13 protein-coding genes are annotated in these 13,705 nt (G+C 62.1%); 12 read left to right on the top strand and 1 reads right to left on the bottom strand.

Going from position 1 to position 13,705, the window contains the following annotated elements; translation table 11 throughout:
• Window positions 1-13: 13 nt before the first annotated feature.
• The 11 genes from QZH45_RS07760 (at window position 14) to QZH45_RS07710 (ending at window position 11,399) form a co-directional block, all read left to right on the top strand.
• Window positions 14-520, top strand: coding sequence for an RNA polymerase sigma factor (locus tag QZH45_RS07760; RefSeq protein WP_053192820.1), 507 nt, complete (start codon window positions 14-16; stop codon window positions 518-520).
• A 142-nt stretch (window positions 521-662) separates the two neighbouring features.
• Window positions 663-1,568: a FecR family protein gene (locus QZH45_RS07755; protein ID WP_418323096.1), complete on the top strand. Its 906-nt coding sequence runs from the start codon at window positions 663-665 to the stop codon at window positions 1,566-1,568.
• A gap of 119 nt (window positions 1,569-1,687) precedes the next feature.
• On the top strand, window positions 1,688-4,279 hold the full coding sequence (locus QZH45_RS07750) for a TonB-dependent receptor (protein WP_024776383.1): 2,592 nt from the start codon (window positions 1,688-1,690) through the stop codon (window positions 4,277-4,279).
• Window positions 4,280-4,442: 163 nt separating this feature from the next.
• A complete protein-coding gene (locus QZH45_RS07745) occupies window positions 4,443-5,033 on the top strand; it encodes a biliverdin-producing heme oxygenase (protein ID WP_024776382.1) in 591 nt (196 codons plus the stop codon).
• A 171-nt stretch (window positions 5,034-5,204) separates the two neighbouring features.
• Window positions 5,205-5,609 (top strand): YbaN family protein, encoded by a 405-nt coding sequence (locus tag QZH45_RS07740; protein WP_055135113.1) that lies wholly within the window; start codon window positions 5,205-5,207, stop codon window positions 5,607-5,609.
• Window positions 5,610-5,654: 45 nt separating this feature from the next.
• Window positions 5,655-7,001 carry a CoA transferase gene (locus tag QZH45_RS07735; RefSeq protein ID WP_055135112.1) on the top strand — a complete coding sequence of 449 codons (1,347 nt, stop codon included), beginning with the start codon at window positions 5,655-5,657 and terminating at the stop codon, window positions 6,999-7,001.
• Window positions 7,002-7,265: 264 nt separating this feature from the next.
• The gene (arcA, locus tag QZH45_RS07730) at window positions 7,266-8,522 is read left to right on the top strand and encodes an arginine deiminase (protein ID WP_024776379.1); all 1,257 of its coding nucleotides are present in this window, start codon (window positions 7,266-7,268) and stop codon (window positions 8,520-8,522) included.
• A gap of 67 nt (window positions 8,523-8,589) precedes the next feature.
• Window positions 8,590-9,600, top strand: coding sequence for an ornithine carbamoyltransferase (locus QZH45_RS07725; protein ID WP_055135111.1), 1,011 nt, complete (start codon window positions 8,590-8,592; stop codon window positions 9,598-9,600).
• A gap of 131 nt (window positions 9,601-9,731) precedes the next feature.
• Window positions 9,732-10,661, top strand: a complete 930-nt coding sequence (gene arcC, locus QZH45_RS07720) for a carbamate kinase (protein WP_024776377.1) — start codon at window positions 9,732-9,734, stop codon at window positions 10,659-10,661.
• Between the two features lie 64 nt (window positions 10,662-10,725).
• The gene (locus QZH45_RS07715) at window positions 10,726-11,085 is read left to right on the top strand and encodes a DUF5064 family protein (RefSeq protein ID WP_024776376.1); all 360 of its coding nucleotides are present in this window, start codon (window positions 10,726-10,728) and stop codon (window positions 11,083-11,085) included.
• A 137-nt stretch (window positions 11,086-11,222) separates the two neighbouring features.
• Window positions 11,223-11,399, top strand: a complete 177-nt coding sequence (locus QZH45_RS07710) for a hypothetical protein (protein WP_167355727.1) — start codon at window positions 11,223-11,225, stop codon at window positions 11,397-11,399.
• 7 nt (window positions 11,400-11,406) lie between these two features.
• On the opposite strand, the gene QZH45_RS07705 is transcribed toward QZH45_RS07710, so the two are convergent.
• Entirely contained in the window at window positions 11,407-12,300 is an 894-nt protein-coding gene (locus QZH45_RS07705) for a helix-turn-helix domain-containing protein (RefSeq protein ID WP_024776375.1), read from the bottom strand.
• A gap of 173 nt (window positions 12,301-12,473) precedes the next feature.
• Between QZH45_RS07705 and pobA the strand changes: the two genes are divergently transcribed.
• Complete coding sequence (gene pobA, locus QZH45_RS07700) at window positions 12,474-13,664, top strand: 4-hydroxybenzoate 3-monooxygenase (protein ID WP_053192810.1); 1,191 nt, start codon at window positions 12,474-12,476, stop codon at window positions 13,662-13,664.
• Window positions 13,665-13,705 lie beyond the last annotated feature (41 nt).

Below are 13,705 nucleotides of genomic sequence, written 5' to 3'. Positions count from 1 at the left end.
ATCGGGCCTTATCGTGAGTCAATCGCGCTTTCACCACGTCTTCCTCGCCCAGCGCACACCTCTGCTGCGCACCCTCGAGCGCATGGTCAACAACCGCAGCACCGCCGAAGACCTGCTCCAGGAAACCTATCTGCGCGTCTCCCGCGCATTGGGGGACCGCACAGTCGAGCATCTCGAACCCTTTGTCTTCCAGACCGCCCGCAATCTGGCACGGGACCATCTGCGTACAAGGCGCATGCAGTCCCGTACGGTGCTGGACGACGTGCCTCTGGAGGTCGTCCACAATGTGATCGCTCCCCAGAGCAGCGCCGAAGACGCCGTCCATGCCGAACAGATGCTTGAGCGTCTCAACTCCAGCCTGCAAGCGCTGAGTCCGCGCCAACAACGAATTTTCATTCTCAGTCGCCTGCATGGACATGGATATCAGGACATCGCTGCAGAACTGGGTGTGTCCTTGAGCACCGTGCAAAAGGAACTGAAACTGATCATGGCGATCTGTGTGGGTAGTTGTGAGTTATAAGCTTCAAGCGGCAAGCAGCGCATGCTTGCCACCTGTTGCTTGCAGCTCGTAGCTTGTCACTTGCCACTAATGCCGAGTAACCACCGTGACGGATAATCACCACGCCCCCGAGTCTGCGTCAGCACAGGACACTGCTCATGCCATGGAACAGGCGCTGGACTGGCTGATCCTGATGGACAACCCCAGCCAGGAGCAGGCCCGGCAATTTCAGGTCTGGCTGGCGGCCGATCCGCGCCATGGCGAAGCATTCGTCAGAGCCCAGACTCTCTGGAACGGCCCACAAGTGAAGGAAAGTGCCCGGCGGCTCCAGGCCGCTCCCAGGGTGAGCGTATTGTCACGCTTGCGCGCCCACTGGAAGCCCCTGGCCACCGCTGCCGTGCTGTTCCTGGGCCTGTTCAATTTCAGCGACCTGCCCCTGCTTTTCCAGGCCGATCATCTGACGGTGGTCGGTGAACGCCAGCGCCTGCAACTGGAGGATGGCTCCAAGGTCCTGCTCAACACCGACTCGGCGTTTTCCAGCACGTTCAACGAACAGCGCCATGTGGCCCGACTGTACAAGGGTGAAGCGTTTTTCGAGGTGCCCGACAACCGCAGCTTGCCTCTGGAGGTCGACGCCGGACCGGTCACCGCCAGTGTCAGCAACACCACGTTCGCGGTGCGCTACCTCGACGGTGTAGCCCAGATACAGGTCCAGCGCGGCGATGTCGAGTTGCGGGCCAACCGCAACGACACCCACATCCGGCTCTCGGCCGGGGAAAGCATCCGCATCGGCCCCAACGGCTTTGACCGTCCGGCTCCGCTCGATACCCGCACCGATCTGGCCTGGGTCCAGGGTCGGCTGGTGTTCGAAAACCGGCCGCTGAGCCAGGTCCTGGCCGAACTGCGGCGCTACTATCCCGGCTGGATCATCAACCGCAACGAACAATTGGCCCACGTTGCCGTGACCGGTAACTACCGACTCGACCAGCCGCTGGACGTGGTTCGCTCCCTGGCTCACATCACGTCCGCGCAGCTTCAGGAGTTCCCGGCACTGGTGATCCTGAACTAAATGAGAATTATTTTTACTCGATAGCCTTCGCTGATTCGTCTCGTTATAGCCAATGCAATTGATTCGCATCTACTGATGCCGATCTGCACCTATAACAGATGCGACACGGAGCGCTATCGATGTCCTCTCGCCTTACCTGCCGGTTCCTTGCCCCTTCCCGTACGCTGTCGTTGCTGACCGCCGCCATCCTGATGGCCAGCATCGCGCCCGTCGCCCTGGCCGCCACGACGCAACCGCCAGCGCGCAACGTCGGCGACTACACCTTCGCCATCGCCCAGCAGCCACTGGTCTCGGCCCTCAATGCATTCACGGCCATCACGGGCTGGCAAGTGGGTCTGCCGGCAGAACTGGCCGAAGGCGTCGCATCGCCCGGCGTCAATGGCTCGCTGCCACCTGAAAAAGCCCTGGAGCGCCTGCTGACGGGAACCCACCTGAGCTACCGCAAGCTGGGCAACAACAGCATCGTGCTGGAGAAACGCAGCGCCGGCAACGTGGTGAACCTGCAACAGATGACCATCAGCGCCACCCGCCAGGAGCAGGACATCAACGGCGTGCCGAGTACCGTCAGCGTCCATGAGCGCCAGGCACTGGACCGCAACAACGTCAGCACCCTCAAGGACCTGGTGCGCTATGAGCCCGGCGTGTCGGTGGGCGGAGCGGGCCAGCGCGGTGGCATCAGCGGCTACAACATCCGCGGAATCGACGGCAACCGGGTGCTGACCCAGGTCGACGGCGTATCGATTCCCGACGGCTTCTTCAACGGCCCCTACGCCAAGACCCAGCGCAACTATGTCGATCCGGAAATCATCAAGCGCGTGGAAATCCTCCGTGGCCCGGCTTCGGTGCTCTATGGCAGCAACGCCATTGGTGGCGCCGTCAGCTATTTCACTCTGGATCCGGATGACATCATCAAGCCCGGCCAGGACGTCGGTGCCCGCCTGAAGACCGGCTACAGCTCCGCCGACGAAAGCTGGCTCAAATCCGCCACCGTCGCCGGCCGCAGCGGTGCACTCGACGGCCTGTTGCATTACAGCCAGCGCGACGGCCATGAAACCGAATCCTACGGCAGCAACAACGGCACAGGCCTGGACCGCACCGCGGCCAACCCGGAGGATGTGCGCGCCAACAACGTACTGGCCAAACTCGGCTGGAACTACAGCGATGACGCCCGCCTGAGTCTGGTCTATGAGAAGTACAAGGATGATCGCGACACCGATCTGAGAAGCGCCTACGGTGGCCCCTTCTCCAACGGTCAGCCGGCCATCCCCACGAGCATCCTGCCGGGCGGCATGTACCAGTGGCGCACCGGCAACGACACAGTCACCCGCGAGCGTTTCGGCCTGGAGCACAGCTTCGCCCTCGATAGCCTGCTGGCCGACAATATCAAGTGGAGCCTGAATCACCAGATCGCCAAGACCGACGAAAGCACCGCCGAGTTCTACTTCCCGATTACCCGCCAGGTCCTACGCACCCGGAAAACCCTCTACGAAGACAAGCAATGGGTCTTCGACGCACAACTGGACAAGGCCTTCAGCCTCGCTGACACCGATCACGCGCTGACCTACGGCACCACGATCAAGCAACAGAAAGTCACCGGCTCGCGCAGCGGCAATGGCGTGTGCCTGGCGGTCGGCGTGGGTTGTTCCGCCGTCGGCGCCATCAGCACCCGGGACGTACTGGCAAAAGCCAGCGACTTCCCGGACCCGACCATCAACACCTACAGCCTGTTCGCCCAGGACCAGATCAGTTGGGACAAGTGGACCTTCACTCCGGGTCTGCGCTACGACTATACCCAGCTCAAGCCGCACCTCACCCAGGCGTTTCTCGACACCGTCGACCCGACCGGCGGTGGCCAGGTCAGCGACAGCAACAAGACCTGGCATCGCGTCTCACCCAAGTTCGGCCTGACCTACGCCTTTACCGACCAGTACACCGGGTACGGCCAGTACGCCGAAGGTTTCCGCACCCCGACCGCCAAGGCCCTGTACGGTCGTTTCGATAACCCCGACGTCGGCTACAGCGTGAAACCCAACCCCAACCTGGAACCGGAAAAAAGCAAAAGCTACGAGACCGGCTTGCGCGGCCGTTTCGACTCCGGTTCGTTCGACGTGGCGGTGTTCTACAACAAGTACCGCGATTTCATCAACGAAGACGCCATCACCCCCGGCGCCGATCAATTGACCTTCCAGAGCAACAACATCAAGCACGCCACCATCAAGGGCGCCGAGGTCAAGGGTCGTCTGGACCTCTCCGTCCTGGGGGCGCCCCAGGGGCTATATACCCAGGGTTCGGTGGCCTACGCCTACGGTCGCAACGACGATTCCGGCCAGCCGCTCAATAGCGTCAACCCACTGACCGGTGTGTTCGGCCTGGGTTACGACCAGAACGACTACGGCAGCTTGCTTACCTGGACCCTGGTCAGGAAGAAAAACCGCGTCGACGACAGCAACTTCAACTCGCCCGATGGCGTCAGCAGCCAGTTCAAGACGCCCGGTTTCGGGATTCTCGATCTGACCGGGTTCTACAAGGTGACCCAGGAGGTCACCGTCAGCGGCGGCCTCTACAACCTCACTGACAAGAGGTATTGGCTGTGGGATGACGTGCGCGGCTACGACAGCGTCGGCGAAGCGGCCGTGCTGAGCCCCGCCAACCTCGATCGCCTGACAGCGCCGGGGCGCAACTTCGCGATCAACCTGATCTGGGATATCTGATCCGCTGACCACAGCAAACAGTTCATAGGTGGGAGCAAAGCTTGCTCGCGATACAGGTGCCTCGATTTCTGAAGGACCGCATCGTCTGCATCGCGGGCAAGCCTTGCTCCCACAGTGCTGCCCCTCGCCACAACAGCGACCTACTTTCACTCAAGGAATTTTCATGACCCCCCAACACCCCACCTCACGCTCCCAACGCCTCAACCAGATCACCCACGAGCCCCACGGCAAGCTCGACGCCCTGGTCAAGGCCCACGCCCCGTTCGACAGTCCGGCCAGCTTTGCCCGTTTCGTCATCGCCCAGTACCTGTTCCAGTCGGAACTGGTGGCGCTGTACAACGACGCGCAGTTGTCCGCCCTGATCCCCGACCTGCCGGTCCGCTGCCGGGCCGAAGCGGCCAAGGCCGACCTGGCGGACCTGGATACCGATGTCCCGGCCCCGGTGGCCGGTGCACTGGACAACCCAACCATGGCCGAGGCCCTGGGCTGGTTGTTCGTCTCCGAAGGTTCGAAACTGGGCGCGGCATTCCTGATCAAGCGCGCAGCGGGCCTGGGGCTGAGCGAAACCTTCGGTGCCCGCCACCTTGCCGAACCGGCGGGCGGGCGCGCCGAAGGCTGGAAGACCTTCACCCGTATCCTCGATGAGATGGCGCTCACCGAGCAGCAGGAAGCCGAGGCGGACAAAGGCGCACTGGACGCCTTCAACCGATTTACGGTGTTGCTGGAACAGGCCTACGCCGCTGAGCTAGCCTGAACACTGACATCTGGATCACCCCTTCCCTTGTGGGAGCGAGCACTGTGTGGGAGCAAAGCTTGCTCGCGATGAAGACGCCTCAATCCATTGACCGTGTTTCGTTCATCGCGAGCAAGCTTTGCTCCCACAGGCTCGCTCCCACGGAGATATGTGCATGTTTGAAAGGTGACGATGAATCCACCCTCCAAAACCGCCCGATTGCTCTTCGGCTTGCTCGCCTACACCAGCCTGACCATCGGTCTGGTCGCCATCGTCGTGCCCGGCCTGCCGACGACCGAGTTCATCCTGCTGGCCGCCTGGGCCGCGACTCGCAGTTCGCCGCGCCTGAGTGCCTGGCTGGAGAGCCACCGGCTGTTCGGGCCAATGCTGTACAACTGGCGCAACGGCAAGGTAATCCCGCGTCGGGCCAAGGTTGGCGCTACCCTGAGCATGCTGTTCTGCGCCGCACTGATGCTGGTGACGCTCAATCATGGCTGGCCGGTCTATCTGGCCCTTGCGGGCATGGGCGCGGGCAATCTCTGGATCTGGTCCCGCCCCGAGGCGAGGGAACTGGCAACAGCACGAACGCCCGAATAAACCGTTTTGATCTATGCTCGGCCTCTCAAATCCGGAGGGCCTTCGATGACAGACCTACTCGCGTCCATGCAAGCCGCCCTTGGCTTGCCCACGACTCCGATCCACTTCGCGAGTGACGGCGCCCTGCCTTCGGCGTTCGCCGTCACCGAGCTGGCCTGCGCCAGTATCGCCGTAGCCGGCCAGGCAATTGCAGAACTCATTTGCCAACAAACCGGGCGCTTGCCGTCCCTTGAGGTCGACCGGCGCCTGGCCTCGTTCTGGTTTTCCACATCACTGCGCCCCATTGGCTGGAGCGTGCCGCCGATGTGGGACCCGGTGGCCGGCGACTATGCCACGGCCGACGGCTGGATTCGCCTGCACACCAATGCACCGCATCATCGTCGGGCCGCGGAAAAAGTCCTCGGCACCTGCGTTGATCGCCTCGACATGGCGACCCGGGTTGCCGGCTGGAACAAGACCGAACTGGAACAAGCCGTCGTGGATGCTGGTGGCTGCGCCGCCGAGATGCGTTCGTGGCAGGCCTGGCAAGCGCATTCCCAAGGCATGGCAGTGAACGCCGAGCCACTGGTGCACTTCGCTGCAACTGTCGACGCACACCGAAAGCCCTGGTTCGGTTCCGTGGCCCAGCCACTGGCCGGTCTCAAGGTACTGGACCTGACCCGCGTGCTGGCCGGCCCCGTCGCCAGCCGCTTCCTCGCTGGCCTGGGCGCCGACGTCCTGCGCATCGATCCACCGACCTGGGACGAGCCCGGCGTGGTGCCGGAGGTCACCCTGGGCAAACGCTGCGCGCGCCTCGACCTGCATCAGCCTGACGACCGCGCGGCGTTCGAAGCATTGCTCAAGGACACCGACCTTCTCCTGCACGGCTACCGGGCCGACGCCCTCGAACGCCTCGGCTACGGCGCCGAACAACGGCACAAGATCGCCCCGGGCCTGATCGATGTCAGCCTCAACGCCTATGGCTGGAGCGGCCCCTGGCAGAACCGGCGCGGCTTCGACAGCCTGGTGCAGATGAGCAGCGGCATTGCCGACGCAGGCATGACCTGGAAACAGACTGACACACCGACCCCGCTGCCCGTCCAGGCACTGGACCATGCCACGGGATACCTGATGGCCGCGAGCACCGTGGTGCTGCTGGCCCAACGCCTGGCAAACGGCCAGGGCGGCTCGGCACGCCTTTCCCTGGCACGCACGGCCAAACTGCTGATCGAGCACGGCGCGGGGGATCCGACCACGCTACGGGCCGAGGACGCCAACGATCAGGGCATGCTGGTCGAGCAGACGCCCTGGGGGCCGGCGCGGCGGTTGCAGGTGCCACTGAAAATCACCGGCACGCCCTGGCAGTGGGCCCGTGCGGCAACGACACTCGGCGCCCATCGAGCGCAATGGTGATCGGCTCCGCCTTCTGACCTGGATCAGCTATTGAAGTGGTAAATCAACATACGCTGTGACTCTTCTCTGCTGCCTCGGATTCATGCGATGCCTGCGACTACATGGGTTTTCAATCGGCCTGGGGGTATTGGATCAGCGCCAGGCCGGGCAACGTCGGCCTGATCATTTCGCGGCTCCGCTGCTCTCCGTCCTGATTGCCGCCCATGGGCTCTACAGCGGCTTCCTGACTTTGTGATCGCTAAACGCTTAACGGGAGGATGTGTGATGACCACGGAAAAAATGCAGTACGGCGTTCATTCGGAAGCCGGTAGATTGCGTAAAGTCTTGGTGTGTTCCCCAGGCCTGGCCCATCAGCGGCTGACCCCGAACAACTGCGATGAACTGCTGTTCGATGACGTGCTGTGGGTCGCCCAGGCCAAGCGCGACCATTTTGATTTTGTCACCAAGATGCGCGAGCGGGGCATCGACGTGCTGGAGATGCACAATCTGCTGACCGACATCGTCGCCATCCCCGAAGCCCTGGACTGGATCCTGCAACGCAAGGTGATCCCCAACTCGGTGGGCCTGGGCCTGGTGAGTGAGGTCGGTTCGTGGCTGCGCAGCCTGGAACCCCGCCGTATCGCCGAATTCCTCATCGGTGGCGTCTCGGCCGATGACCTGCCCGACAGCTTCGGTGGCAAGACCATCCAGATGTTTCGCGACTTCCTCGGACATTCCAGCTTCATCCTGCCGCCGCTGCCCAATACCCAATTCACCCGCGACACCACTTGCTGGATCTATGGCGGCGTCACCCTGAATCCGATGTATTGGCCGGCGCGCCGCCAGGAAACCCTGCTGGCCACCGCCCTGTACAAATTCCACCCCGAGTTCACCCATGCCGATTTCCAGATCTGGTACGGCAACCCGGATCTGGACCATGGCAGTGCCACCCTCGAAGGCGGTGACGTGATGCCCATCGGTAACGGTGTCGTGCTGATCGGCATGGGCGAGCGCTCATCCCGCCAGGCCATCGGCCAACTGGCGCTGAACCTGTTCAAGCACCAGGCCGTGGAGCGGGTCATCGTCGCCGGCCTGCCGAAGTCCCGGGCTGCCATGCACCTGGATACCGTGTTCAGTTTCTGCGACCGCGACCTGGTGACTGTGTTCCCGGAGGTGGTGGGCCAGATCGTCGCCTTCTCCCTGCGTCCCGACGAAAGCAAACCCGGCGGTATCGACGTGCGCCGCGAAGAAGGCAGCTTCATCGACACCGTTGCCGCCGCCCTCAAGCTCCCGGCGCTACGGGTAGTGGAAACCGGCGGCAACAGCTTCGCCGCCGAACGCGAACAATGGGACGACGGCAACAACGTGGTGGCCCTGGAACCGGGCGTGGTGATTGGCTACGACCGCAACACCTACACCAACACTCTGCTGCGCAAGGCCGGGGTGGAGGTCATCACCATCAGCGCCAGCGAGCTGGGCCGGGGCCGCGGCGGCGGACATTGCATGACCTGCCCGATCATTCGCGACCCGATCGACTACTGACCTTCGAGCCTGGGCCCCGGTTGACCGGACACCTTCCGGGGCCCGCCGAAACCCAAGGAGATGCATCATGGCGTTCAACATCCATAACCGTAACCTGCTCAGCCTTGAGCACCACACTCCCCGTGAACTGCACTACTTGCTGGACCTGTCCCGCGACCTCAAGCGGGCCAAGTACACCGGTACCGAACAGCAGCATCTCAAGGGCAACAACATCGCGCTGATCTTCGAGAAAACCTCGACACGCACCCGTTGCGCCTTCGAAGTGGCCGCCTACGACCAGGGCGCCAATGTCACCTACATCGACCCCAACTCGTCGCAGATCGGCCACAAGGAAAGCATGAAGGACACCGCCCGCGTACTCGGGCGCATGTACGACGCCATCGAATACCGGGGTTTCAAGCAGGAGATCGTCGAGGAACTGGCGAAGTTCGCCGGAGTACCGGTGTTCAACGGCCTGACCGATGAATACCACCCCACGCAAATGATTGCCGATGTGCTGACCATGCGCGAGCACGCCGACAAACCGATCCATGAGATCAGCTATGCGTACCTGGGGGACGCCCGTAACAACATGGGCAACTCGTTGCTGCTGATCGGCGCGAAACTGGGCATGGATGTGCGTATCTGCGCGCCCAAGGCCCTCTGGCCCCACGACGATCTGGTGCAGCGCTGTCATCACTACGGCGCAGAAAGCGGCGCACGTATCACCCTCACCGAGGATCCGAAAGCGGCCGTCAAGGGAGTGGACTTCATTCACACTGACGTCTGGGTCTCCATGGGCGAACCGGTCGAAGCCTGGGCCGAGCGTATCGAGCAACTGTTGCCTTACCAGGTCAATGCCGACTTGATGAAAGCCTCCGGCAACCCGCGTACTCGCTTCATGCACTGCCTGCCGGCATTCCATAACAGCGACACCAAGGTCGGCAAACAGATCGCCGAGCAGTATCCGCATCTGGCCAACGGCATTGAAGTCACGGACGACGTGTTCGAGTCACCCGCGTGCATCGCCTTCGAGCAGGCGGAAAACCGCATGCACACCATCAAGGCGGTGCTGGTGTCGACGCTGGCGGACTTGTAAGGCCGTCCCTTGTGGGAGCGAGCCTGCTCGCGATGGCGGACGATCAGCCAGCTCATTCATGGGTTGATACACCGCATTCGCGAGCAGGCTCGCTCCCACAGGAACCATGTTCCATTTTCAAGGAGAGCACTATGCGCATCGTCGTTGCCCTGGGCGGTAACGCCCTCCTGCGTCGGGATGAACCCATGACCGCCGACAACCAACGCAGCAACATTCGCACCGCAACCGAACAGATCGCCCGGATCCATCCCGGCAACCAGTTGGTGATCGCCCACGGCAACGGCCCGCAAGTCGGCCTGCTATCGCTGCAAGCGGCGGCCTATACCTCGGTGACCCCGTATCCGCTGGACGTGCTGGGCGCCGAGACCGATGGCATGATCGGCTACATCATCGAGCAGGAACTGGGCAATCTGCTGGACGTCGACGTGCCCCTCGCCACGCTGCTGACCCAGGTGGAAGTAGACCCCAACGACCCGGCCTTCCAACACCCTACCAAGCCCATCGGCCCGGTCTACAGCCAGCAGGAGGCGCAGAAACTGGCCGCCGAAAAAAGCTGGACCATCGCCCCGGACGGCGACAGGTTTCGCCGTGTGGTCGCCAGCCCCAGGCCCAAGCGCATCTTTGAAATCCGTCCGATCAAGTGGCTGCTGGAAAAGGGCAGCATCGTGATCTGTGCCGGGGGTGGAGGCATCCCGACGGTGTACGGTGTCGACGGCAAGCTGCAAGGCGTCGAAGCGGTCATCGACAAGGACCTGTGCTCGGCGCTGCTGGCCGAACAACTGGAAAGCGATCTGCTGGTGATCGCCACCGATGTCAACGCGGTCTTCATCGATTTTGGTAAGCCGACCTGCAAAGCCATTGCCCGGGCCCACCCCGACGACATGGAAAAACTCGACTTCGCCGCCGGCTCCATGGGCCCCAAGGTGCAGGCCGCCTGCGAATTTGCGCGCAATACCGGCAAGGTCGCGGTGATCGGGTCCCTCTCGGATATCGATGCTATCGTCCACGGCACCGCCGGCACCCGCATCAGCATGGAAACAACGGGTATCGCTTATCGATAACCGGAAACTCCAGGGCCAGATCCAGGGTCTGCCCTACTTCTATGCCTTTCAAGGAGAGTCTCTCATGGCCATGTTCCAACCCGGTCACCTGCACATGGAGCGCCATGCGCTGAACAAGGATGACTTCAGCTACAACCTGTGCATCGACTACGAAGTGGCCCAGGACCCCAAGGAAGGCACAGGCATGTCATTCCGGTTGCACGGCACGGTCGAGGACAAAAGCGTGGACGAGCGTTTTTTCCTGCCAAAGGACCTCGCCTTCGACTTTGCCCGGCACGCCACAAACATCGCGCAAAAATACGGCATGCCGAAGAGCGCCAGCATTGGCTCGATGCACACGTATTACGACGAAATGTTCGAGGACGTGCGCAAGCAACTGGATGTAAAACCGGGCGATCCGGTGAAGCCCGAGCACCTGACCTAATCCACCTGGCAGCCCTACAGGGGGACATCAGTGCTCTGAATGCCAGGGTAATTGCACCCTCCACCCCACTGGCAACTCCCCCCGGCTGACCTATGCTGAAAGCAGTACCCCAGGGTATTCGTTCAGAGGTCATCGCCATGAACATCAGAACAAAAAGACGCCTCGCCATTTTCGTGACCTGCGCCGCTACGCTCGCGCTGTATGGTACGGCGGCCTATCGGGTCGAGCAGGCCAGACAACTGCCCCGGGACTACGCCAGCTGCAACTTCGAACGCTGCATTCCGCACAACGCGACCTTGAACGCCCTGCGCTGACGCGCGCTCAGTCGTCCTGCTGATCGGTCTTGAGCCGGTCTCGGAAGGCCTTGGGCGAAATGCCGACGCGGCGGCGGAACAGGCGAGTGAAATTGGTCGGGTCGGAGAACCCGAGCATCTCGGAGATCTCATAGATGGTCATGCCGGTGTAGGTCAGCATCCGCTTGGCCTCCAGCAATTGACGCTCATGCATGATCTGCAAAGCCGGCTGCCCCGCCAACTCGCGGCAGGTGCCGTTGAGGTGCGACACGGAAATGCCCAGGCGATGGGCCAGGTCTTCCACCTTGACGTGCTCGCGATAGGTTTCCTCCACCAGTTGCATGAACCCGTTGAGGTATTCCCGGGCCCGCTGCGGGCGCTGGGTCTGGGTACGTCGCTGCATGACCTGGCGGCTGACCCAGACCATGATCACGTTGACCAGCGCATGCATGAGCATTTCCCGGGCCGGTTGATGCCCCATGTACTCATTCTGCAAGGCGCTGAACAGGCTGTTGAGGTATTCGGCGTTTTCACCGGCCGGGTAGCTCTCGGCCTGGGCCAGAATGTTCACCGAATGGCCCAACTGCCCTTGCAAGTGTGTCACCAGCGGCGCCGCCAGGGTCACCACGTAACCTTCCACATCTTCCGAGAAGCGAAAGCCATGGACCGACAGCGGCGGCAGGATCTGCACCGCCGGCTCGTCTAGTCGGGTGCGCTGGCCTTCGATTTCCAGCTCAGCCTGGCCCTTGAAGACGAACAGCAACTGGCAAAGGTCGGCATGCCGATGGGGTTTGATTTCCCATTGATGCTCGCGACTGCGCTTGGAAATGGTTTCGCAGTGCAGCAAGTCCGGCGTCGGCCAATCCAGGCTTTCGCCGTAGAGCTTGAACACCGGGATCGAAGGCAGGTCTGTTTTCTTCATAACGAGGATCGGCCTCGGGTAACGGGCGATAATCGCACCGATTGGCAGAAAGTACAGGTATCGGCTCAGTTTTCCCCTTCAATTGACAGGCCCGCAAGGAAAAAATGCAAGGACTCGGTTCATAACAATCCACACCGGCCCTGGTCGCGTGCTTCGTGCGAGTCATAACAACAATGAAAACCCTCAAGACCCAAGTCGCCATTATCGGTGCAGGCCCCTCTGGACTACTGCTCGGCCAGTTATTGCACAATGCCGGAATTGACACCCTTATCCTTGAACGCCAGACCCCGGACTATGTCCTGAGTCGCATCCGCGCCGGTGTGCTGGAGCAAGGCATGGCCGAACTGCTGCGTCGGGCCGGCGTCGGCCAACGCATGGATGCCGAGGGATTGGAGCATGACGGTTTCGAACTGGTCCTCAATGGCCGAAGGGTACACATCGATCTCAAAGGGTTGACCGGCGGCAAGAACGTGATGGTCTATGGTCAGACCGAAGTGACACGCGACCTGATGGCCGCCCGCGAAAAGGCCGGTGCCCGGACGCTTTACCAGGTCGACAACGCCCGCCCCCAGGACATGCAGACCGACCAGCCTTTCGTGACGTTCGAGCATCAGGGTGAAACCTGGCGCGTGGATTGCGACTACATCGCCGGGTGCGATGGCTTCCATGGCGTGGCACGGCAATCCATCCCGGCGGAAAAACTGAAAGTTTTCGAGCGGGTCTACCCTTTCGGCTGGCTTGGCATCCTGGCCGACACTCCGCCGGTCAACGAGGAACTGGTCTACGCCCGCCACGAGCGCGGATTTGCCTTGTGCAGCATGCGCTCCAAGACCCGCACCCGGTACTACCTGCAAGTACCCGCCGAAGAACAGGTGACTGACTGGCCGGACGAGCGCTTCTGGACCGAACTCAAGACCCGCCTGCCCGCCGATCTGGCCGAGGCCCTGGTCACCGGCCCGTCCATCGAGAAGAGCATCGCGCCGCTGCGCAGCTTCGTGGTCGAGCCCATGCAGTACGGGCGCATGTTCCTGGTGGGCGATGCCGCCCACATCGTCCCGCCCACCGGGGCCAAGGGCCTGAACCTGGCGGCCAGCGACGTCAGCACACTGTTCGACATCCTGCTCAAGGTCTATCGCGGAGGCCGAGTGGACCTGCTGCAGCGGTATTCGGCCATCTGCCTGCGGCGCGTCTGGAAAGCCGAGCGCTTCTCCTGGTGGATGACGTCGATGCTGCACCGCTTCGACGACGACGCCTTCAACCAGCGCATCAGCGAAGCCGAGCTGGAATATTTCGTCGACTCTGAAGCCGGGCGAAAAACCATTGCAGAAAATTACGTCGGACTTCCTTACGAGGCTATCGAATAGCCGGCTACCGACTTACACTGCGGGCTCCTTCTTCACTCGCC

This window comes from Pseudomonas corrugata (assembly GCF_050920615.1).
GTDB classification, from domain to species: Bacteria; Pseudomonadota; Gammaproteobacteria; order Pseudomonadales; family Pseudomonadaceae; genus Aquipseudomonas; species Aquipseudomonas corrugata.
Note: the sequence above shows the minus strand (reverse complement) of the source record. Positions and strands in the feature narration are given on the sequence as shown.

Excerpts from the sequence above, each read along its gene's own strand:
- QZH45_RS07755 (WP_418323096.1), top strand. The coding sequence starts at position 663 with ATGGAACAGGCGCTGGACTGGCTGATCCTGATGGACAACCCCAGCCAG.
- QZH45_RS07750 (WP_024776383.1), top strand. The coding sequence starts at position 1,688 with ATGTCCTCTCGCCTTACCTGCCGGTTCCTTGCCCCTTCCCGTACGCTG.
- QZH45_RS07745 (WP_024776382.1), top strand. The coding sequence starts at position 4,443 with ATGACCCCCCAACACCCCACCTCACGCTCCCAACGCCTCAACCAGATC.
- QZH45_RS07740 (WP_055135113.1), top strand. The coding sequence starts at position 5,205 with ATGAATCCACCCTCCAAAACCGCCCGATTGCTCTTCGGCTTGCTCGCC.
- QZH45_RS07735 (WP_055135112.1), top strand. The coding sequence starts at position 5,655 with ATGACAGACCTACTCGCGTCCATGCAAGCCGCCCTTGGCTTGCCCACG.
- arcA (WP_024776379.1), top strand. The coding sequence starts at position 7,266 with ATGACCACGGAAAAAATGCAGTACGGCGTTCATTCGGAAGCCGGTAGA.
- QZH45_RS07725 (WP_055135111.1), top strand. The coding sequence starts at position 8,590 with ATGGCGTTCAACATCCATAACCGTAACCTGCTCAGCCTTGAGCACCAC.
- arcC (WP_024776377.1), top strand. The coding sequence starts at position 9,732 with ATGCGCATCGTCGTTGCCCTGGGCGGTAACGCCCTCCTGCGTCGGGAT.
- QZH45_RS07715 (WP_024776376.1), top strand. The coding sequence starts at position 10,726 with ATGGCCATGTTCCAACCCGGTCACCTGCACATGGAGCGCCATGCGCTG.
- QZH45_RS07710 (WP_167355727.1), top strand. The coding sequence starts at position 11,223 with ATGAACATCAGAACAAAAAGACGCCTCGCCATTTTCGTGACCTGCGCC.
- QZH45_RS07705 (WP_024776375.1), bottom strand. The coding sequence starts at position 12,300 with ATGAAGAAAACAGACCTGCCTTCGATCCCGGTGTTCAAGCTCTACGGC.
- pobA (WP_053192810.1), top strand. The coding sequence starts at position 12,474 with ATGAAAACCCTCAAGACCCAAGTCGCCATTATCGGTGCAGGCCCCTCT.